This window comes from Nitrosomonas sp. sh817, assembly GCF_030908545.1.
Classification (GTDB): domain Bacteria; phylum Pseudomonadota; class Gammaproteobacteria; order Burkholderiales; family Nitrosomonadaceae; genus Nitrosomonas.
The window spans coordinates 121251-142453 of record NZ_CP133083.1 but is presented as its reverse complement, the minus strand read 5'-3'; the positions used below and the strand labels follow the sequence as shown (position 1 = coordinate 142453).

Annotated in this window: 27 protein-coding genes; 6 read left to right on the top strand and 21 right to left on the bottom strand. The window is 49.1% G+C overall.

Translation table 11 applies throughout. From position 1 onward, the window contains the following. Positions 1–21 precede the first annotated feature (21 nt). The 11 genes from atpG to RBH92_RS00695 all read right to left on the bottom strand — a co-directional run bounded on the left by atpG (position 22) and on the right by RBH92_RS00695 (position 7870). Entirely contained in the window at positions 22–906 is an 885-nt protein-coding gene (gene atpG / locus RBH92_RS00745; RefSeq protein WP_307932839.1) for a F0F1 ATP synthase subunit gamma, read from the bottom strand. Between the two features lie 2 nt (positions 907–908). Next, positions 909–2450 (bottom strand): F0F1 ATP synthase subunit alpha, encoded by a 1542-nt coding sequence (gene atpA / locus RBH92_RS00740; RefSeq protein WP_292922047.1) that lies wholly within the window; start codon positions 2448–2450, stop codon positions 909–911. A gap of 11 nt (positions 2451–2461) precedes the next feature. Beyond that, positions 2462–2998, bottom strand: a complete 537-nt coding sequence (locus tag RBH92_RS00735) for a F0F1 ATP synthase subunit delta (RefSeq protein ID WP_307932838.1) — start codon at positions 2996–2998, stop codon at positions 2462–2464. Further along, entirely contained in the window at positions 2998–3471 is a 474-nt protein-coding gene (locus RBH92_RS00730) for a F0F1 ATP synthase subunit B (RefSeq protein ID WP_292922049.1), read from the bottom strand. The genes RBH92_RS00735 and RBH92_RS00730 overlap by 1 nt, the downstream gene beginning before the upstream one ends. A gap of 37 nt (positions 3472–3508) precedes the next feature. Then, positions 3509–3781: a F0F1 ATP synthase subunit C gene (gene atpE / locus RBH92_RS00725; RefSeq protein ID WP_046848906.1), complete on the bottom strand. Its 273-nt coding sequence runs from the start codon at positions 3779–3781 to the stop codon at positions 3509–3511. A 52-nt stretch (positions 3782–3833) separates the two neighbouring features. Further along, the gene (atpB, locus tag RBH92_RS00720) at positions 3834–4643 is read right to left on the bottom strand and encodes a F0F1 ATP synthase subunit A (RefSeq protein ID WP_307932837.1); all 810 of its coding nucleotides are present in this window, start codon (positions 4641–4643) and stop codon (positions 3834–3836) included. A gap of 26 nt (positions 4644–4669) precedes the next feature. Further along, positions 4670–5056, bottom strand: coding sequence for an ATP synthase subunit I (locus RBH92_RS00715; RefSeq protein ID WP_307932836.1), 387 nt, complete (start codon positions 5054–5056; stop codon positions 4670–4672). A 122-nt stretch (positions 5057–5178) separates the two neighbouring features. Beyond that, positions 5179–6363, bottom strand: coding sequence for an acetyl-CoA C-acyltransferase family protein (locus RBH92_RS00710; protein WP_307932835.1), 1185 nt, complete (start codon positions 6361–6363; stop codon positions 5179–5181). A gap of 57 nt (positions 6364–6420) precedes the next feature. Next, positions 6421–6807: an Hpt domain-containing protein gene (locus RBH92_RS00705; protein WP_307932834.1), complete on the bottom strand. Its 387-nt coding sequence runs from the start codon at positions 6805–6807 to the stop codon at positions 6421–6423. A gap of 72 nt (positions 6808–6879) precedes the next feature. Continuing rightward, entirely contained in the window at positions 6880–7401 is a 522-nt protein-coding gene (locus tag RBH92_RS00700) for a cytochrome P460 family protein (protein ID WP_307932833.1), read from the bottom strand. Positions 7402–7504: 103 nt separating this feature from the next. Beyond that, complete coding sequence (locus tag RBH92_RS00695; RefSeq protein ID WP_307932832.1) at positions 7505–7870, bottom strand: DUF6164 family protein; 366 nt, start codon at positions 7868–7870, stop codon at positions 7505–7507. Positions 7871–8004: 134 nt separating this feature from the next. Here RBH92_RS00695 and RBH92_RS00690 point away from each other — a divergent pair, with 134 nt between their 5' ends. After that, a complete protein-coding gene (locus tag RBH92_RS00690) occupies positions 8005–8841 on the top strand; it encodes an SDR family oxidoreductase (protein WP_307932831.1) in 837 nt (278 codons plus the stop codon). A gap of 143 nt (positions 8842–8984) precedes the next feature. On the opposite strand, the gene RBH92_RS00685 is transcribed toward RBH92_RS00690, so the two are convergent. Together RBH92_RS00685 and RBH92_RS00680 are read right to left on the bottom strand one after the other, a co-directional pair. Continuing rightward, positions 8985–9476, bottom strand: coding sequence for a hypothetical protein (locus RBH92_RS00685; RefSeq protein WP_307932830.1), 492 nt, complete (start codon positions 9474–9476; stop codon positions 8985–8987). A gap of 33 nt (positions 9477–9509) precedes the next feature. Further along, complete coding sequence (locus RBH92_RS00680) at positions 9510–9713, bottom strand: DUF3460 family protein (protein WP_307932829.1); 204 nt, start codon at positions 9711–9713, stop codon at positions 9510–9512. 258 nt (positions 9714–9971) lie between these two features. Between RBH92_RS00680 and tsaD the strand changes: the two genes are divergently transcribed. Further along, positions 9972–11006 carry a tRNA (adenosine(37)-N6)-threonylcarbamoyltransferase complex transferase subunit TsaD gene (tsaD, locus tag RBH92_RS00675; protein WP_307932828.1) on the top strand — a complete coding sequence of 345 codons (1035 nt, stop codon included), beginning with the start codon at positions 9972–9974 and terminating at the stop codon, positions 11004–11006. A gap of 2 nt (positions 11007–11008) precedes the next feature. On the opposite strand, the gene plsY is transcribed toward tsaD, so the two are convergent. Further along, the gene (gene plsY, locus RBH92_RS00670; protein WP_307933984.1) at positions 11009–11620 is read right to left on the bottom strand and encodes a glycerol-3-phosphate 1-O-acyltransferase PlsY; all 612 of its coding nucleotides are present in this window, start codon (positions 11618–11620) and stop codon (positions 11009–11011) included. A gap of 81 nt (positions 11621–11701) precedes the next feature. Between plsY and RBH92_RS00665 the strand changes: the two genes are divergently transcribed. From RBH92_RS00665 to RBH92_RS00650, 4 genes are all read left to right on the top strand, one after another. Then, entirely contained in the window at positions 11702–12064 is a 363-nt protein-coding gene (locus RBH92_RS00665) for a dihydroneopterin aldolase (RefSeq protein WP_307932827.1), read from the top strand. Between the two features lie 245 nt (positions 12065–12309). After that, the gene (locus RBH92_RS00660) at positions 12310–12666 is read left to right on the top strand and encodes a hypothetical protein (RefSeq protein ID WP_307932826.1); all 357 of its coding nucleotides are present in this window, start codon (positions 12310–12312) and stop codon (positions 12664–12666) included. A 98-nt stretch (positions 12667–12764) separates the two neighbouring features. Beyond that, complete coding sequence (locus tag RBH92_RS00655) at positions 12765–13538, top strand: complement resistance protein TraT (RefSeq protein WP_307932825.1); 774 nt, start codon at positions 12765–12767, stop codon at positions 13536–13538. 105 nt (positions 13539–13643) lie between these two features. Further along, positions 13644–13982: a hypothetical protein gene (locus tag RBH92_RS00650; RefSeq protein WP_307932824.1), complete on the top strand. Its 339-nt coding sequence runs from the start codon at positions 13644–13646 to the stop codon at positions 13980–13982. Between the two features lie 12 nt (positions 13983–13994). Here RBH92_RS00650 and RBH92_RS00645 read toward each other — a convergent pair whose 3' ends face one another. The 7 genes from RBH92_RS00645 to tolB all read right to left on the bottom strand — a co-directional run bounded on the left by RBH92_RS00645 (position 13995) and on the right by tolB (position 21200). After that, a complete protein-coding gene (locus RBH92_RS00645; protein ID WP_307932823.1) occupies positions 13995–14990 on the bottom strand; it encodes an IS30 family transposase in 996 nt (331 codons plus the stop codon). A 210-nt stretch (positions 14991–15200) separates the two neighbouring features. After that, positions 15201–16982, bottom strand: coding sequence for a DUF7453 family protein (locus RBH92_RS00640; RefSeq protein WP_307932822.1), 1782 nt, complete (start codon positions 16980–16982; stop codon positions 15201–15203). 45 nt (positions 16983–17027) lie between these two features. Further along, positions 17028–17702 (bottom strand): 7-cyano-7-deazaguanine synthase QueC, encoded by a 675-nt coding sequence (queC, locus tag RBH92_RS00635; protein WP_307932821.1) that lies wholly within the window; start codon positions 17700–17702, stop codon positions 17028–17030. After that, the gene (gene queE / locus RBH92_RS00630; RefSeq protein ID WP_307932820.1) at positions 17699–18355 is read right to left on the bottom strand and encodes a 7-carboxy-7-deazaguanine synthase QueE; all 657 of its coding nucleotides are present in this window, start codon (positions 18353–18355) and stop codon (positions 17699–17701) included. Before queE ends, queC begins: the two co-directional genes overlap by 4 nt. A gap of 95 nt (positions 18356–18450) precedes the next feature. Then, positions 18451–19353 carry a tol-pal system protein YbgF gene (gene ybgF, locus RBH92_RS00625; protein ID WP_307932819.1) on the bottom strand — a complete coding sequence of 301 codons (903 nt, stop codon included), beginning with the start codon at positions 19351–19353 and terminating at the stop codon, positions 18451–18453. Continuing rightward, positions 19353–19874, bottom strand: a complete 522-nt coding sequence (gene pal, locus RBH92_RS00620) for a peptidoglycan-associated lipoprotein Pal (RefSeq protein ID WP_307932818.1) — start codon at positions 19872–19874, stop codon at positions 19353–19355. Before pal ends, ybgF begins: the two co-directional genes overlap by 1 nt. Positions 19875–19901: 27 nt before the next feature. Further along, positions 19902–21200 (bottom strand): Tol-Pal system beta propeller repeat protein TolB, encoded by a 1299-nt coding sequence (gene tolB, locus RBH92_RS00615; protein ID WP_307932817.1) that lies wholly within the window; start codon positions 21198–21200, stop codon positions 19902–19904. Positions 21201–21203 lie beyond the last annotated feature (3 nt).

Here is a 21203-nt window from a genome sequence, read left to right as displayed (position 1 = left end):
CCTAAACTAATACAAAAATTTTTAAACGGCTGCAGCGCCCCCGACGATTTCGGACAATTCTTTTGTAATTGCTGCTTGTCGAGACTTGTTATAAATTAATGTCAACTCATCTATGACATTTCCTGCATTATCAGATGCTGCTTTCATTGCCACCATTCGAGCCGATTGCTCAGATGCCATGTTCTCAGCTACAGCTTGATAGATCAGAGCCTCAACATAGCGCACCATAACATCATCAATCACCGGCTTCGCCTCAGGTTCATAAATGTAATCCCACGCTGTTTTTACTTTCTCACCAGATGATTCAGAACCCTGTATTCGTTCATCCGTCAATGGAAGCAGTTGTTCCATGATCGGTTCTTGCTTCATTGTATTGATAAAACGGTTATAAAAAATAAATACACGATCGAAGCGATCCTGCGTATACCCATCTAGCACCACTTTTACCGCTCCAATGAGTTTCTCTATATCTGGCGTATCTCCGAGTGCGACAACTTGTGAAATTACATTTGCACCTATCCGGCTCATAAACCCCAAGCCTTTATTGCCGATGCAGCTTACTTCTACTTGTTCGCCTTCTGCTTGCCAACGCTTCATCTGATTCACAGCTTTACGCAGTATATTGGTGTTCAAACCACCGCACAGGCCTTTGTCTGATGTAACGATAATTACGCCAATCCGTTTAACCGTATCACGTTCTATCAAGAAAGGATGGCGATATTCGGTATTAGCTCGACTCATATGAGCTGCGACATCCCGAATTTTTTCGCCATAAGGCCGTGCTTTTTTCATACGATCTTGAGCTTTACGCATTTTCGATGCCGCCACCATTTCCATAGCGCGCGTAATCTTTTGCGTATTTTTAACGCTCTTTATCTTGTTTCGTATCTCTCTGCTACCAGCCATTGCTAATATGTTCCACTTTGCTTAAATTCTTGAATTGCTGATGCTAAAGCTTTATCAGTTTCGGCATCCAGCTCTTTGCTTTGCTCAATCTTGTCTAAGATTGCACCGTGCTGAGCCCGAATATAGCTCTTCAAAGCAGCTTCAAATGCCAAAGCACGATTCACTTCTACATCATCATAATAACCATTATTGATGGCATACAATGTCAGTGCCATTTCCGATACGCTGAGCGTAGCATATTGAGGTTGCTTCATAAGTTCTGTAGCCATTTTTCCGCGCTCAAGCTGCTTTCGGGTCGCTTCGTCAAGATCCGATGCAAATTGAGCAAATGCCGCAAGCTCACGATACTGCGCTAGTGCTAACCGAATGCCACCGCCAAGTTTCTTAATAACTTTCGTCTGCGCCGCACCGCCTACACGTGATACAGAAACACCCGCGTTAATCGCGGGGCGAATACCCGCATTAAACAAATCTGTTTCAAGAAAAATTTGCCCGTCAGTAATCGAAATAACATTTGTTGGAACGAATGCTGTTACGTCACCCGCTTGCGTTTCGATGATCGGCAAAGCCGTCAGTGAACCCGTTCTTCCTTTTATCTGCCCATTTGTTTCTTTCTCGACATAGGCCGCACTGACTCTAGCAGCCCTTTCAAGCAAGCGTGAGTGAAGATAAAACACATCCCCCGGGTAAGCTTCCCGACCAGGCGGACGTCTCAGCAATAGTGAGATTTGGCGATATGCCCAAGCCTGCTTTGTCAAGTCATCATATATAATCAGCGCATCCTGCCCTCTATCCCGGAAATACTCGCCCATGGTACAACCCGAATAAGGCGCGATAAATTGCATTGCTGCAGATTCCGAAGCAGTTGCAGCAACCACAATCGTGTACGCCATTGCTCCGCGCTCTTCTAATTTACGAACCACATTTGCAATTGAAGATGCTTTCTGACCAACAGCAACATAGATACACATCATGTTCTGACCTTTTTGATTCAAGATCGCATCAATTGCCACCGCGGTTTTACCCGTTTGCCGGTCACCAATGATTAATTCCCTTTGCCCGCGGCCCACAGGCACCATCGAATCTACAGACTTCAATCCGGTTTGCACCGGTTGATCAACAGACTGTCTCCAGATAACACCCGGGGCAATTTTTTCTATGGGTTCAGATCGCGCAGCCGTAATTGGTCCTTTACCATCGATCGGTTGTCCCAGAGCGTTCACAACTCTACCCAACAGGCCTTCACCTACCGGAACTTCAAGAATACGTCCTGTACATTTAGCAGTATCGCCTTCCCGAATATGCTCGTACGCACCTAAAATAACTGCACCCACAGAATCTCTTTCCAGATTCAGTGCCAATCCATAGGTGTTATTCGGAAACTCCAGCATTTCGCCCTGCATCACATCCGATAAACCGTGAATGCGAACAATCCCGTCTGTTACGGAAACAATGGTACCTTGCGTACGGACTTCTGCCGTATCTGTTAGTCCTTCTATCCTTTTCTTAATCAATTCACTGATTTCGGATGGATTTAACTGCATTTTATTAACTCCTAGCTTTTAAGGGCAATGGTCATTGCTTCAAGTTTTCCACGTACAGAAGCATCGAAAATTTCATCACCTATTTCAACCTTCACACCACCAATTATTTCGGGATCCACACTCACTTGAGCCTCAACCTTGCGATTGAATTTTTTCTCTAAATCAGTTACCAATTTATCCAGCTGCCCGCCTTCCAGTTTAAAAGCTGTAATGATCTTCGCTTCCAATACGCCTTCGTGCTGTGCTTTTAGTTGCTCAAATAATTCCATCACTTGGGGCATCACATGCACTCGCTTGTTCTCAACCATTAGCTTGATAAAATTGCGAGCTTCCCGCGTAAATTTTTTTCCGCCAATTTCAAGGATTAGCTCACTCAATTGTATTGCTGACACCAATGGATTTCCTACCAGCAACTTGATCTGATCATCTTGAGCTATTTCGGCGGCAATCTGCAATATCTTAGACCACTGAGACAGGTCCTTACTTTCTAAGGCAAGCCTAAAAACTGCTTCTGCGTAAGGTCTGGCAACTGTAATTGCTTCTGCCATTATTTTAGATCATCCCGTATCGTATTAAGTAACTCTGCATGTGCATTTGCATCTATCTCGCGCCGCAAAATCTTTGCTGCTCCTGCAAGCGCGATATCCGCAACTTGTTGTCTCAACACTTCTTTTGCACTGAACATCTCATGCTCAATTTCCGCTTTTGCGCCTGCAACAATCCGATCGCCTTCCTCTTTTGCAGCTTTTTTGGCTTCTTCAATAAGCTCTGAAGCACGCTTCTCAGCTTGAACTATTATTTCCGATGCCTTTTGTTTCGCTTCTTTTAATACATCGGACGAACGTTGACTCGCTAACTCCAGCTCATGGCGTCCGCGCTCTCCCGCGGCCAATCCATCTGCAATTGTTTTTTGTCTTTCCTCAATCGCACGCAACAATGGCGGCCATACATATTTAACAGTGAACCAAATAAAAACGGAGAAGGCTACCGCCTGAGAAATTAAAGTAAAGTTAATATTCATGACAAGCCTATAAACTCAGATTGAAACAATGAAACTTTTACTGAATCACTGCTAATAATGGATTACCAAATGCAAACAGCATCGCCAAACCTACAGCAATAATGAAAGACGCGTCAGTCAGACCTAGCAATAAAAACACCTTGCCTTGCAAAGTTGGAATCATCTCCGGCTGGCGAGCTGCACCTTCAAGGAAACGGCTACACATAACACCCACACCGATACAAGCCCCAGCCGCACCAAGCCCGATCATCAAACCAATACCAATTCCAGTATATGCTTGAATCATTGCTAAAAACTGCAAATTCTCCATTTTAATTTCCTTCTATAAAGATTAATGAAATACAACAAAAAAACTTTAGATTTTAATGAGACTCATGCGCCATTGAGATATAAACCACTGTCAGCATCATAAAGATAAAGGCCTGCAAAGTCACAATCAGAATGTGGAAAATCGCCCAGCCAGCACCCAGAATTGCCCCAAAGATAGTACCTGACACACCCGTTGCCGCCCACATTCCCAACAGCAAAAATATAATTTCACCGGCATAAATATTTCCAAATAACCGCAATGAATGTGAAAGTGGCTTGGATACGTATTCAATAAAATTGAATAGCAAATTTAATATCCACAGCAATGGACTCTTTCCGAATGGCGTACAGAAAAGCTCATGCATCCACCCGCCGATCCCTTTTACTTTTACATTGAAGAAAAGCATCAAAAACCAAACTGACAATGCTAGAGCAAAGGTTGTATTGACATCGGTCGTCGGCACAATTTTCCAATTATGCATACCAAAAACATTTTCAGTAATCCATGCCATAATATCGATTGGCAAAATATCCATGGCATTCATCATCAGCACCCACACGAATATAGTTAGTGCCATGGGTGCCACCAACGCATGCCGATTACCATGGAAGGTGTTCTTCACCTCATTATCAATAAACTCAACAGCCAATTCGACGAATGCCTGGGTTTTTGAGGGAACTCCCGGAGTCGCTTTACGCACAACCAGCCATATAAAACCAAAGCTAATGACGCCAAGGATTATGGAAGTAACCAATGTATCAACATGAAGTACCCAGAATGAACCTTCACTTACTTTCGCTGTTAAATAGGTTAGGTGATGATCAATGTATGATGTTGGAGTAAGTTCTGTTTCGGATGCCATGTACTGCCTATTTCGCTATGAAGAATTTATCTTATTTTTGACTTTGTATCATCTGCAATCAAAAGCGCCAAACTATAAATCAGAACAATCAGTATAAAAGTTCCAATAAATACAAATGCATTAACGCTTTCGTAGCATTTAAAAACAACCCACAAAAAACCGATCGTCAAGATTATTTTGACAGCTTCTGCTCTCAACGCCGTTCTGAGTGCTGCACCCGCCGTAAAACCGCTATGCTGGGACACCATTACTGCGTATGCTGCAGTCGTAATTACGCTTATCAGTCCACCAAGCAGCGCTGAAATTCCGCCATGCAAATCCGTCATAATCCAGAAAACTGACGCTGCAATTAACGTGACCAACAACTGAATGCGAAGGACAATTTTAAGTGGTCTATTCTTAATCCAAGACATGCTTTCCACCTGCCTTCGGAACAGACAGCATAACTGCACTTAAAAAAACCGCAACTATAGTCTAATAATGCTATGCAGTCAACGTAGAATTCCTTTAGAAACCTTTTGTACCGCGCCGCAAATTAAATTTCGAGTTTTTCAAATATGGCTGCAATCCCCTGGCCGCCGCCAATACACATGGTTACCAGCGCATAACGTCCATCAATACGGTGCAGCTCATAAATCGCTTTGATCGCAAGAATCGAACCTGTCGCGCCTATGGGATGGCCTAATGCCACGGCACCGCCGTTAGGGTTTGTTTTTTCAGGATTAAAATGCAATTCTTTTGCTACTGCACATGCTTGAACCGCAAAAGCTTCGTTGGATTCAATAACATCCATATCTGAAATTTTAAGCCTCGCTCGCCGCAGCGCATTCTGCACAGCGGGCACCGGCCCCATGCCCATGAACTTCGGATCCACACCGGCATGACCATAGGCAATCAACCGCGCCATCGGTTTTAATTTCCGCTTCAATGCCGCGCCCTTTTCCATCAATACCAAAGCAGCAGCACAATCGTTAATACCTGAGGCATTCCCTGCGGTGACCGTCCCCTCCCGTTGGAAAGCGGGTCTTAATTTAGCGAGATCATCAATATTCGCGCCTTCTCGAGGATGCTCATCCGTATCAAAGACGATTGTTCCTTTGCGATTTGAAATTTCGATTGGCAAAATTTGCGCCTTAAAATAACCATTCTTGATCGCCCGCACCGCGCGGCGATGGCTTTCAACGGCATAGGTATCCTGCTCCTGCCGTCCGATTTGCCATTTCGATGCGATATTCTCAGCGGTAATACCCATGTGCACACGATCGAAAGGATCCGTCAGCGCACCTACCATCATATCGACAGTACCACCATCATTCATGCGTTGCCCCCAGCGCAATGCCGGCAACAAATAACCGCCGCGGCTCATGGATTCAGCGCCGCCAGCCACCGCCACATCGGTATCCTGCAGCAGGATGGTTTGCGTCGCAGAGATAATCGCCTGCAACCCGCTACCGCATAGCCGGTTCACGTTCAGCGCCGGAACATGCTGCGGCAACCCGCCTTGAATAGCAGCCACACGAGCCAGATACATATCGCGCGCTTCCGTATGAATAACATGACCGAACACCAGATGCCCGACTTCCGTTACATCCACCTGGGCACGACGGATTACTTCACCGACTACTTGAGCCGCCAAGTCAACGGGAGCGATATCTTTCAGCGAACCGCCGTAATCGCCGATTGCCGTTCGCACGCCACTTAATATGACAACTTCTCGCATGATTTCATAAGGCTTCAAATTCTTTTTGCCATTTCAACAACAAGCTCAATCACTTTCTCATAAATTCTGCTGTAATTGTTGCAATGCTTTCATCACTAACCGGAATTCATACTGCAATCTCGATAACAAACTCACCATGTCATTGTTTTGCGCATGACTATCGGATTCTTCCAGCAACCGGCAAATTTCGAAAAGTTTTTCAGCACCCACATTGGCTGCGCTTGATCGCAATGAGTGCGCCGTACGGACAAGCCCAGCGTGATCTCCTGCTTGAATGGCTGCTTCGATTTTAATGACAAACTCGGGCGCAGATACTAAAAAAATACCGATTAATTTTTTTAGTATCCCGGCGCTACCCGCCGGATCCAGCTGGCGTAACGCATCCAATTTATCCAGGTTGATAACAGCAGTCACCGCCACCCGATTTTCAGGATCAGAGTCCATGCTGTAATGACGCTATTCGTTGCATGATCGGCGGATAACCGGAGCTACCCGCCAAATTCGTTCAGCAGTTGATTATTTCTTCACAAAATCAACTAATTTCTGGTAAGTAAATAAGAAATCCTGCGCTTGCAAAGGTGTATGACATTGAACGCAATTCAGTTCGTTGCTTTTCACGCTGCCATCCGGATTGTAGAGCGCAAAACCCCAATCACCCGTACGGTTTTCTTTCGGGAAAGAAGCATCCCAGTCGTTCCTGTTTTCCATCACAGCAACGGCTGCCAATGAATCTATTTCAAACAGACCATCGCTACCGGGAATCGGCTTGCCTTCCGCGTCTTTTTTCGGGGTATAAATCTCCATCACCACAACAGCGCCCGATCCGCCATGCTTGCCTTGTTGATAGCCGGATATAGTCGCTTCATTGGCATAAAGCTTAGCCAGTTGCGTCTGGTTTGCACGGTTCATCGTGGCATACAGAGTAAACGTTTTGTCGTAATCTTTCGGAAATTTAACGTGCTCGGGATCTCCTCCCGCCTGAACCAGCAATGGAGTAAAAGCTAATACCGAAATCATTGTCTTAATTGCATTTTTCATGTTTTTTCTCCTGAATAGTATTAAAGGTTGCGAGGTAAAACAGATTTTCGACAGATATCATACCGCATAAAACAGTAAAAATTGTTGACTTGATAAAAGTTGTCTATGCTGCCAGATCCAGCACTAATTTCGCCGATAAATACAGAACCATCACCGCCAGCGCCAAGTGAACCATAAAACTAACCGGTTTCTCGCTCACCGCGCCCAGAAATGTTTGATGCTTACCTTCACGCTTCAATCGCTCATACTCCGCCCGCTTCCGTAAGGTACGTTCATGCTGATAAACATCGATCAATGCCCGAGCCCTGTCGAACTGGTTTTCATCTTCCAACCAGATCGCCGCTATCGACACCCCCCAATTGCCCGCCGATGTTTCATAAAAATCAATCGCGTTTTTGATCAGCAACTCACGTACATCGTTTGCTTCGTCGTCAGGAACACTGTTTAAGCGGAATAAAATTTTTGCCATGAACCCTCTTCGGTTGTGTTATTTTCTAAAAAAGCAAAGCCGCAATAGCGGCGGATGCTGGCTTTGCAGCAGGATCGATCTCAAACAGCCAGCAATCTTCTCATTAAAAATTATACCGTTAACTGATTACATAAATGACAAAAACCATATTGATTACTGGCTGCTCCAGCGGCATCGGCTATTGCGCCGCAAAAGGGCTGCGTGAACGAGGCTATCGGGTATTTGCCACTGCAAGAAAGCGCGATAGTGTCGAATCGTTGCTTGCCGAAGGCTTCGAAAGCTTCCGGCTGGACTTAAACGACTCCAATTCGATCCATTTTGCATTTGAAGAAACGCTGCGGCGCACCGGCGGGGAACTCTACGCGCTGTTCAATAATGGCGCATTCGGCTTGCCCGGCGCAGTTGAAGATTTGCATCGCGACGCGTTGCGCGCACAATTTGAAACCAATGTTTTCGGCTGGCAGGAATTAACCAATCTAGCGATCCCCGTAATGCGCAAACAAGGTTACGGGCGAATCATCCAGAACAGCTCAGTGCTGGGTTTTGTCGCATTACCGTTCCGTGGTGCGTACAACGCTTCCAAATACGCTATCGAAGGGCTGAGCGACACGCTACGGCTTGAATTGCGCGGCAGCAATGTGCATGTCAGCTTGATCGAACCCGGTCCGATTGCCAGCAAATTCCGCGCCAATGCGGTTGAAGCGCTGGCAAAGTATATCGACATCGAGAATAGCTTCCACCGCGAAAAATACCAAGGCGTATTGGCCCGGTTGAACAAACCCGGACCCGCCGTGCCGTTCACCTTACCGCCCGAAGCGGTGCTGAAACGTGTTATTCATGCACTCGAAGCCGAAAATCCAAAGCCGCGCTACTACGTCACGGTCCCGACTTATCTGTTCGGTTTTCTTAAACGTATTCTTAGCACGCGCGCATTGGATATGTTGCTGGCAAAATCCGGTGACAGTAACTAAGGAAGCGCTGATTAATTCAACGAACGTGATGAAGGGCGAGGCGCACGGAACGCAACAACCGAGACCTATCAATCTGATAGGCGAGGGAGTGAGTACCGCGCAACGAAGCAATTCGCTCGTGCAGTCAATTAATCAGCGCTTCCCTAAGGTTTGGCAGTAGAAGCCGCACACGACTGCAACATTTTCCAAGCGATTTGCCCGAAAAACGCATCGCCTCTGAGAGATGCTTGCACGGTGCGGTTATCGGTTTGCTGCAACAGCAACGCAAACGCGTATGCCGTTTGATCGTTCTTGCTGCGTTGATCGGCTGTTTGCACTTCCGCAGCCGGGTTGCCATAAATCAGAACGGCATCGGGATTGGAAGGTGCGTACGTGGCAATAGCACCGCGTAAATAACGCGTATCGTAAGCATGAATTTCCGACGCGTGAATATCCGGAAATTGCCGGTTTCTGAATTGCAGCGGCCGCAAGAACGACCGGCCGTCCGATTGCAATTTGATAACCACGCATTCCGCCAATCCTGCATGGTCACCGGTGAAATTTTCTTCGAAGCGCTGTGCATTTTGCTGCGTACCCGGAAAATGAGCGCATGCCGTCAGCAATCCTGCAACCGATAAGATGATTAAAAACTTCATGGTCAATAGCTGATTAATTGCCCGCGTAAAAGATTAATCAGTGTTTCCCCAACCGCCAAAATATACATACGGTTTCATCGGCTCGGCCGATTCTTCGAAGCGCTTTTTTTCTTCTCGATTCTGCTCTCGATCCCACCAGCGGCTGCGCGCTTCTATGCGTTTTTCTTGAACATGCGGATTTTTTTCCAAAAATTCCCGCATGAATTTGGTGTGATCCGATTCGTAACTGTAATCCATGATGATCTCCTGCACAGAAATTACAAAAAGCGCACTTTAGCACAGCTCGTTTGTTCGATACAGCCTTATGGATGCTTCGCTACCCCTTAACCGTTCACGCCGGTGGTAAAATACCGGCATGACGGTTCAAAAATACTATAGGGAAGTGCGGATTAATTCGCTGAGCAAAATGATAGGCGAGCTTCTAAGCACCACCCAACGCGGCCAATCGCTTGCGCAGGTAATCGATTCGCGTTTTCATAGCTTTTCACCATTGCCATGCTAGTACTAGGCATCGAAACTTCCTGCGATGAAACCGGTATCGCGCTGTACGACACTGAACGCGGACTGCTCAGCCATACGCTCTATTCGCAAGTGGCGATGCACCGAGAATACGGCGGCGTAGTGCCGGAGCTGGCGTCGCGCGACCATATCCGCCGCGTGCTGCCGCTGATCACGCAAGCGCTGGCTGCCGCCAATTGCGAATTGCGCCAGGTCGACGCCATCGCCTATACGCAAGGCCCGGGGCTGGCCGGCGCATTGCTGGTCGGCGCCAGCATCAGCGCCGCAATGAGTTTTGCATTAAACATTCCGGCGCTCGGCATCCATCATTTGGAAGGTCATTTGCTGTCGCCGCTGCTGTCGACTCCGGCGCCGGTTTTTCCATTCATCGCGCTGCTGGTGTCCGGCGGCCATACGCAATTGATGCAAGTCGATGCTGTCGGCCACTATCGATTGCTCGGTGAAACGGTAGACGATGCCGCCGGTGAAGCCTTCGACAAAACCGCCAAATTATTGGGACTCGGTTACCCTGGTGGCGCGGCGTTATCGCAGCTCGCCCGGCAAGGCCGCCCGGGGCAATTCAAACTGCCGCGACCGATGATCAACAGCGGTGATCTGAATTTCAGTTTCAGCGGACTGAAAACCGCGGTGCTGACCTTGCTCAACAAGCAGGCAATCGACGATCAAATCCGCGCCGACATCGCGCTGGCGTTCCAAGACGCGGTGGTGGAAGTGTTAACCGGAAAATCGCTGGCAGCGTTGACGCAAAGCGGACTGAAACAATTAGTGGTGGCAGGCGGCGTCGGTGCGAACGAACAATTGCGCCGGAATCTGAGCCGGAAAGCCTCAGCCCAAGGCACCACGGTATTTTATCCGGAGCTGGAATTCTGCACCGACAACGGCGCCATGATCGCCTTCGCCGGCGCCATGCGGCTGCAAGCAATGCCGGAATCCGCTCGGCAACCGGCGCGAGGCTTCAATGTACGTGCGCGCTGGAATTTGGAGATGCTCGAAACACCGAAACCTGATTGAGATTATTCCGGGGATTTTTTCTCGCCGATGCGCCCTTCCTTGCCCGTCAGCAGATTGACGATGTTCGATTGATGGCGCCAGATCAGCAGCAACGACATCGCCGAAACCGCCAGGGTGTTGACTTCAAAACCGAGCAAGCCGATGCTGTACAACGGCGTGAGCGCTGCCGCAACCAGCGCCGACAGCGACGAAATGCGCCAGACGAATGCCACCAGCAGCCAAGTTACCATCGCCAACAGCCCGAGCCACAGATTCAACCCAAGCAGCACGCCGACCGCGGTCGCAACGCCTTTGCCGCCTTGAAAGCGTAAAAATACCGAGAACACATGACCGAGAAACACCGCCAGCGCTGCTATGGCAACCGCTTCCTCGCCCAACCCCCACTGCGGCGCGTAAGATTGCGCCAGAAACACCGCCAGCCAGCCTTTCCCGGCATCGCCAAGCAACGTCAGCACCGCCGCGGCTTTTTTGCCGCTGCGCAATACGTTGGTCGCACCGGGATTTTTCGAACCATACGTGCGCGGATCGGGCAGTTGAAACACCCAGCTTGAAATCATCGCAAACGGTACGGAACCGAGCAAATAAGCCAACCCAGCAAACAGCAGCAATGTCATATCGTCAAACCCGCCTGGAGAAAATAGATTAGAATCGCGTATCACTCACGCAAGACTGCCCATTTTACCGCCGAATCACTGATGGATATTATTTTTCTGCACGACTTCAAAGCCAAAACGCTGATCGGCGTGTACCCGTGGGAGCGCATCGTGCCGCAAACCATCCGCATCGACCTGGAAATCGCTTTACCGACCAGCCGCGCCTGCCAGACCGACAACATCGACGACGCACTTGATTATGCATTGATCGTCGGCCGCATCAACGAGATTCTGACGAACCAGCATTTTTCCTTATTGGAAGCGCTGGCCGAACACATCGCACACACCATTTTGACCGAGTTTCATTCGCCGTGGGTCAAAGTCAGCGTCGCCAAGCTTGGCATCCTCCGTGGCGTCAAACGGCTCGGCGTGCGCATCGAACGTAGCAGCATAAACAAACAATAGCGTTTTTCACGCAGACATCTTCAGATCGATTGGAATCGATGCAATACTTACCGGCGCAAAATGTCGAGGCGTCATCATGAACAATTAATTCGTGTAACAGTCTGAGGAACAAGGTTGGCGGGCTGTTGGTGTTGTCAGAACAGCACGATAACCGGGAAACTCAGCTATTTCGCAACCGGAAAATTTACAACCATTTACCTGATAGTTGATAATAGCTTTCAACGTTCATGATACGGAGGTATACCATGCGCACCGTTCCAACCATTTTCTTTGCTGCATTTGCAATTTTGATGGTCAATATTGCAGTAGCAGAACAAGATGCCAGCGAGATACAGCGGCAGTTCAACGCCGAAACCGTCAACAAACGCTTCAGCGTGCCGACCGATGCGGCTTTGAACTCAGCACTCAAGGAAGCCACGCAACGCGGCATGCCATCGGCAAGAACGCAACGGTTCACGCCGGGATGCGTCGGCTTGGGTTGCGGCGGTCTTGGTGGTTACGGTAATTTCGGTTACGGCAGTTACTTCGGCGGCTACGCGCGGCCCTATTACGGCGGTCTATACGGCGTCTCCAGCTATGTACCGTACTATTACGGCTGGTAACGAACCAAGTAATTGAGTTACACGCTTAATTTGCAGCAACAGCAGCCGATGAAATGCGGCGGTTTTTATTTTCAACATTTATCCATTCGGGAGGTGAAATGCGGTACGTCAGCAACAAGAGTGTTTGGGCACTTACAGGAACTTTGATTGTTTCCTTGATCTTGAGTGGCTGCGCGGCGGTTCATACGTCGATTGCCAAAAAAGATTTGGACGTGCAAACCAAAATGAGCGATACCATTTTCCTGGATCCCGTTGAGCCGGATCAGCGAACGATTTATATCAACGTTCGCAACACCTCCGATAAAACCAACTTCGATATCACCGCGACCGTTGCCAGAGCGCTGGAAGCGCGCGGTTACCGCATTCTCAACAATCCGAAAGAGGCGCATTATTGGTTACAAGTCAATGTGCTGAGCGTCGACAAAGCCAGTCCGACCGCTGCTGAAGCTGCATTGCGAGCTGGTTATGGCGGCATGGGCAGTGCCGCGCTGGGTGCCGCGGTGGGCACCGCGACCGGTGCTGCGATCGATGGCTGGAGTGGCGCCGGAATCGGCGGATTGGCCGGTGCTGCGGCATTCGGTTTGGCCAGTACACTCGCCGATGCTGCAGTGAAGGATGTGACATTCATGGCCATTACCGATGTTGAAATTGCTGAGCGGGTCGAGGATGGCGTAATTGTGCGTGAAGACCGGCAGCAAGACGCGAAGCAAGGTATCGGCGGCGCCAGACGGCAATCGTCGACCAAAGTCAGCGAAATGAATAAATACCGAACCCGTGTCGTCAGCACTGCCAACAAAGCTAATTTGCAGTACGAGGAGGCGGCACCTGAACTGACCAACGGCTTGGCGCGCTCGATTTCCGGATTGTTCTAGCCCTCCCGGAGCCATCCCACTGCGTATCCGGTTGCCTGGCGATGCTACAACCGCCTCGCAGCCGGTTAGAATCTTCAAAATGCTTTCCATCAATCAGGAGATAAGATGCAACGACAATTAATTCCGGCAGCAATGGCTTTAGTTTTATCTTGCACCATGACTGTTGCGCACGCCCAAAAAAACCAGCCTGCCGACAGCCGCGAAGCCGTTAACCGCATGGCGAAAGAACTTGGACTCAGCGAAGCACAGCGCAATCAGGTCGAGACCATTTTAAACGCCGAGCGGAAAAAGGTGGAAGCAGTGTTTAATGAAGAAAAGAACAAACTTCAGCGAATCCAGGAACAAACCCGCATCAGCCTGCAAGCGGTGTTGACGCCCGAGCAAATGGAAAAACTCGAAAACAAGATGCGCCAGCAAAATAGTAAGAACAACGCTCAAAAATAATAAATCGCGGATTCAACTTCGAAGTGCAACACCTAACGGTGGCTTGGTATAGCGCACCGTCTTTCCGAAGAACACCTCAAACGGGGTTCTGAATCCAAGCACCTTGCGCGGTCGATGGTTGAGTCTATCCACCGCCCATTGTACTTGTTCCTGGGTCACCTTAATCAATTCCATTCCCTTGGGGAAATACTGCCGCAGCAGCCCATTGCTGTTCTCGTTCAAGCCGCGCTCCCATGAATGATAAGGATGAGCGAAGTAGATATCCACATTGAGTTTCGCAGCAATGGTTTCATGCTCCGCAAATTCTTTCCCGTTGTCGAATGTCATGGTGTGGCACTTGCGTTTATGGGGGCGCAGCAATCGCGTTACCGCCGCCGTTACGCCCGATGCATGTTTGCCGGGCACTTGGGCTGCCAGAATGTAGCGCGACTTCCTCTCGGCCAGCGTAACCAATGCGCCTTGATGGTTCTTGCCGATTACGGTGTCGCCCTCCCAGTCGCCTATGCGGTTCTTCTGATCCACGATCCCCGGACGCTCATCAATGCCGATCCGGTTCTTGATCGTGCCCCGGCGCTCTTGACCGCTCGCATAACGCTTCCTGCGGGGCTTCTGGCAACGCAAATGCCGCCACAGGTCGCCACCTCGACGCTTGTCTGCATATATGTGCAAGTAGATCGTCTCGTGACTGATCTGCAACACACTTTCCAAAGCAAGTCGACGGGACACTTGCTCCGGACTCATGTCCAGCCGAACCAATCGCTCAACTTCCGTCCAGTCCGACATTGATAAACGCTGGGCGTTGGCGCATTGTTTTCGGCACTCGTTCCGTAATTCCTGCGCCTGCTTGGGATACCAGTCACGCCGACCCTTGTTCCGCCTGAATTCCCGCGAAATCGTCGACTTGCTCACGCCCACTGCATCCGCTATTCGCGATTGGTTCAAACCCGCCTTCTTCAAGCCGGAAATCTGGTATCGTTGCTCGCTGGTGAGCTGCTTGTAGTGCTTCATCTGTGCTCCTTCTACTTGGTCGTTTAAGAAGCTCCGATACTACCGCAGCTTGCTTCCTAAACTTCCTTACAAAAGTTGCACTTCAATTTTGAATCCACCAATCTTAAAATGCCGCGCACTTATTACTGTATTGATTTATACACAAAATTTTTCCGCTGAGAAAGATAATGGATTTTTTATTAACTTTCTCAGCGGATCATGGAAGATTACTTACAAACCAGTTGCTTTTCCCTCCAGAAATCGAAGCGTATTTTCAATAGTATCGATGCGCTGCGGACCGGGACCAAACACATCCCCTAACACAAATACTTCCCCATTCTTGATACCGATATAAGTTTTAGTGTCTGGATAATGACGATAGACGAATCCTTCTAGCAATTGATCGTCCACGTTGGGAGGCGAAAAATATTGTGGAAATAATTGCTCGGCCAAATTGAATATTTTTTGCTCTTTGCTATCGTCGGTAATCAGGAAAATATCATCACTGCGGCGGCGGTGAAGTGATCCTAAAAAAATGATATCGCCATTATCACTTAGCCAATTACGTTTAGAACTCAGCCCGGTTGGAAATCCACCAGTGATAATTCGTTCTAATGTCTGCTCTTCCCCATTTACAGTTACTTTCATTCCTTCTTGAGCCACCAATCTAGTCCGCCCGTCCGGTTCACCGCGCCATATTGCAGGAACTTCTCCTCCGCCCGATACCGTCTCCGCAATTCCAGAAAAGAAATATTGTCCGTTCTGATTGATTTCCAAAGTTGAAAATACTCCATTGAATATCCAATCGGATCCGAAACCAGGCGGTTGTTCGTTTTCGAAAGCAATAACCCCAAGCTGGGAAATCTCTGTATCGCCAAGACTTGTAAAAGGCAAAGTTTCTCTGGGTTTTCCAGTCAATAATGCAGATCCGCCACTTGTACTAGCGATAGGTACAATGGCTAAGTTGTTGTTTGAGAAATCGTAGCCTGTCATATCAGATAATCCCACAATAGCATCACTTCGTTTATCCGCTAATATTTCACCACCAAATACGAGTGGATTAACCCGATGCAAGTCATCCATGACCCAAACACCATCTTTACTCTGGGAATTATCCGACATACTTGCAGAAAAAAACACGCTACCGTGATCATTAATAGTCGGGTTTCCAAAACCGGAAAAATGGATGCCCGGCATTCCGGGAACAGGATCATTTTCTGCCAATAAGGTTTTTATCACGCCATCACGCCCTTTAAAAAGACCAAATCGAATCGGACAAATCCCATCTTCCGCATATAGCTCAGCTAAGAAAACAAATTCGCCCGATTGATTTATAGACACATGGTTCATTTCCACTCGGTCATAAATACAACCTGCCACCGGCGAAGGAATCGGCTGCAAACCCAGATTATTCTTAAACCAAATTTTATGATCACCTGTAGGCGCAACTTTAGCAACTATTACCATCCCTGCATCCGAAAATGCAAAATCAACTATGTCTCCAATAGTTTCTCCGTCAGAAAGTCCTGGAGCCGGATCACCCGTTTTCATTACCCCATAATTTTTTCCATCAACATGCTCAACTAAACCTTTTGCATATTCAGTATCGCTTATCTTAAAGCTTGCCAAAAAGCCTACTGATCCTGAATGAGTTAATTTAAGCCAAGACTGATGATAGAAATCTCCAAAAAGTACATGCGCAGGAAAACCAGCAATTGAATCATTTTGCTTAATAACCAAGCGCAATTGTCCCGGCAATCCTGTCCAGATCGCATTTGTTTCATCACTTACTCCACTACTACTTTCCTGATCAAATGCTGCAACCCCCGTAAAAGCGATATGTCCAGAAGGGCTAATTTCATGATTATACAAACTTATATATACATATCTTTCTGGAAACCCCGCTGCGGGGCGACCCAGCCCAGCAATCAAATGAATAGCTGCCCCTAATTGCATAGCAAATGAGATAAGCGATAAAAACAGCAATGTCCCGAAGAAATACTTCAAATTCATTTTTTCTCCTTTAACCTTACAAGAAACACACATGAATGCAAAAACTTAAGCAAAATAGCTTACAGGATCTATCTTTCCCATCGCGGCAAATCCCGCCTTACGAATCCGGCAGGAATCGCACACACCGCACGCACGTCCCGCTTCATTCGCTTGATAGCACGACACGGTCAAACTGTAATCGACACCCAAAGCCAACCCGGTTTGAATGATGTCTTTTTTGGATAAATGCATCAGCGGCGTGTGAATCGTTAGCTTCTTGCCTTCAATCCCCGCTTTAGTCGCCAGATTCGCCATCTGTTCGAATGCTTGAATATATTCCGGACGGCAGTCGGGATAGCCGGAATAGTCAACCGCATTCACCCCGGCAAAAATATCCTGGCTTTCCAGCGTTTCCGCCCACGCCAGCGACAGCGACAGCATGATCGTATTCCTTGCAGGCACGTAAGTTATTGGAATTTCTGTTTTCTCTCCGGCTATTGGGATTTCAATTGCTTGATCGGTCAGCGCCGACCCGCCGAATGCGGTCAAGTCGAGTTTGATGATTTGATGCCGGTGAGCGCCGAGCGATTGCGCAACCTTTTGCGCAGCCGCCAGTTCCGACCGGTGCCGCTGCCCGTAATCGACGCTCAATGCATAACATTGATAACCTTGGTCGCGCGCAATCGCCAGAACTGTTGCGGAATCCAGTCCGCCGGAGAGCAACACTACGGCTTTCTTCATCGTCCCGGCCCCTCGCCCCATAGCAGTTTGTGCAATTGCAATTGCATCCGCACCGGCAATTGATCGCGCAAAATCCAGTCCGCCAGTGTTGCGGGACTCAGACTGCCGTGAACCGGTGAAAACAGGATCGGGCATTTTTGCGGTAATTGCTTGTTCTGAATGATTTCACAAGCCCAGCGATAGTCGCTTTCATCGCAAATCACGAATTTGATTTCATCGTGCTGCGTCAAGCAGTCGAGATTGCGCCAATTATTTTTGGAAACTTCGCCCGAGCCGGGTGTTTTGATATCCATGATCTTCGATACCCTCGCGTCTACTTGGGATAAATCCAGCGCGCCGCTGGTTTCGAGCGATACCGAATAGTGCGCATCACAAAGAGTTGCCAGTAAAGTTAAACAGGCTTTTTGCGCCAAAGGCTCGCCGCCGGTCACGGTGACGTAGCGGGTGTTGTAACGCGCAACTTGTTGCAAGATCGCGCTGACCGTCATCGTTTCACCGCCGCTAAAAGCATACGCGGTATCGCAGTAACCGCAACGCAGCGGGCAGCCGGTGAGGCGGACAAATACCGTCGGCAACCCTACCCGGCTGGTTTCGCCTTGCAACGAAAAGAAAATCTCGGTGATGCGCAAGGTTGCGGTTTCTAACGCTTGCATTCTGTATGTGCTATTGACTAAAGAAAAAAGCGGACTGTACTACGTTGTGGCGGCTACAGCAATTGACTGCTACGGCGGATTACGGCGGGGTAAAGTTACTTGAGGTTGGCCAGGCGTTGTTTGGCTTTTTTTCCGGCTTCGCTATTAGGGTATTTTGCCAGGATATTTTCCAGAGTTTGCCGGCTTGCCTTGCTATCACCCATTTGGTTTTGACTGGTGGCAATATTCAGCAGGGCATCCGGCACTTTGTTGCTATCCGGATACTGGGCAATCAGTTTCTGTTGCGCCGCAATCGCAAGCTGATAATCGCGCAACGCGTAGTGGGCGTTACCGATCCAATAGGCAGCGGCTGGCGCCAAATTTGATTGCGGGTAACTCTGCAGAAAGTTTTCGAATTGCGCGATGGCATCCACATAGTCACCGCCTTTGAAGCGGTCATAAGCAGCCTGATAAGCACCATTCTCCGCAGGACCCGCAGGCATTAGCGCTTTCGCCGGAACACTCGCCGAACCGGCAGCCGCTGATGATTCGATTTCCTCGTGCGCCGGTTCAGCAGTAGCGGCACTTGCAGCGGGTGCCGCTACTGGTTCCTGAATCGAAGGTGCAACCGCAGCATGGCTTTCGTTATGCATTCCCGGCTGATCCGGTAACGAAGAGCGCGGTTTCCCGGACGGCTGCTCAATCTGGCGCAGCCGGTTGTCCAGATCGATATAAAAATCGCGCTGGCGTTTTTGCAGCAACGCATTGTCATTACTGAGCATTTCGACCTGGCCGTTGAGTTTCCCCAGTTCCTGATTGAGCGTTTCAACTTGCGCGTACAGTTCAAGTAAAGCTTGGCTGTTGAGTGCCTGCTCCATCTTGGCAATACGCGCTTCCATTTCACTGACTTGTTTGCGCAGCGCATTGATCTGTTCGCGCGCTTCGTTGTCGCCGAACAGCGATGCATAAGCAGCATGGCTGCTCAGCAGCAATACAAGAAGGAAAGCGCGTATCAGCATTATTCACCCCGATACAGAATATCGGTGCGGCGGTTCTGACTCCAAGCTGATTCACCATGACCCAAAGCACGCGGTTTTTCTTCGCCGAGGCTGACGGCTTCGATCTGAGAATCTCTGGCGCCCGCCAATGTCATCATGTTTCTTACGCTATCGGCGCGGCGCTGACCCAATGCCAGGTTGTATTCACGGCTGCCGCGATCATCAGTGTTGCCTTGCAGGATGACGCTGGCGTCGGGATTGTCGCGCAGGAATCTGGCGTGCGACAGCACCAGTTCGCGATATTCGCTTTTGACGGTATAGCTGTCATAGTCATAATAAACACTGCGTTGATACAAAATACTATTGGGATCATTCAGCTGGCTGAAATAGCCGGGTCTACCGGATCCGGATCCCATCAAATCGCTACCGCTCATCCCGTCACTATACCCGGAGTCCGCGTTTAATTCTTCATCCGGCTGTGTTGTTTGGCTGGCACAGCCTGCTAACAGCACAATCAGTGTAATTCCCAATATTTTTTTCATTTAATTCTCCTGTTGATTAATAAAATACTACTTCCACTTCGGTAGAGGACCCCAAGCCGGTTCGCGGATATCGCCCGTTTGAACAGTGAGATGCTGCCTGGTTTGCCCGTCTCTGGAAACCGCCGATAATATACCATGCCCGTTTATCTCGGTCGCATACAGAATCATCTTGCCGTTCGGCGCGAAGCTGGGCGATTCATCAAACCGGGAATTGGTCAGTATCTGCACTTGACGGGAACCAATCTCCTGTACCGCCACATTGAATTGGTTATTATGCCGGTGAATAAACGTAAAGCTCTTGCCATCCTGGCTATAGTCTGGGCTGACATTGTAACTGCCCTCAAAAGTCATCCGCTCGGCATTACTGGATTCCGATCCCGTTACCGCCATGCGGTAAATTTGCGGACTGCCGCCGCGATCGGATGTGAATAAAATGTACCGTCCATCCGGCGAGAAATTCGGCTCGGTATCGATTCCCGAACTTCTGCTCAACCGCTGCAACCCGCTGCCGTCCACGTTCACCAGAAAAATTTGCGAGCCGCCTTGATTGGTCAGCACCACGGCCAGTCGTTTTCCGTCCGGCGACCACGCCGGAGCGCTGTTACTACCTTTAAAGCTGGCCACCGCTCTGCGCTCGCGCGTCGCCAGTGTTTGTACATAAACGACCGGCTTTTTGTTCTCAAAGGAAACGTACGCCAGTTGACTACCGTCCGGCGACCAGGCCGGGGAAATGATGGGCTCGGTATATTCGATAATCGATTGCGCGTTATAACCATCCGAATCGGCAACCTGCAGTGCATATCTTTCGCCGCGCTTCAATACATAGGCGATGCGGGTGCTGAACACTCCGACATCACCGGTTAGCGCTTCATAAATGACATCCGCGATACGATGCGCCGCCGCGCGCAATTGCGTAGCCGGAACGGTAAGCGCCAATCCCGTCAACTGCGCTTTCTTGGCGACATCCATCACGCGAAACTGAATCTCCACTTGCCCGGAAGACAACTGCGTCACCCGTCCGATAACCAGCGCATTGGCGCCGCGTTCGGCCCAATCCGAATAAACCACTTCGACCGGCGCATGGGGCGACGATCCAGCCGGATCGATCAACCGGAACAACCCGGTGCGTTGCAAATCGGCGCTAATCACCGGCGTAAGGTTTTGCGGCAGCGCGTTTTCATCGGCAAAAGGCACAATCGCGACCGGAATCCGCGAAGCCCCGCCGCCGAAAATCTCGATGTTCAGTTGTGCAAAGGACGGCAGCGAAAATAACCAGAATAAAACAATCCAGATGCCGCGATGTGATTTGAAACGATAGTTTGACATAGT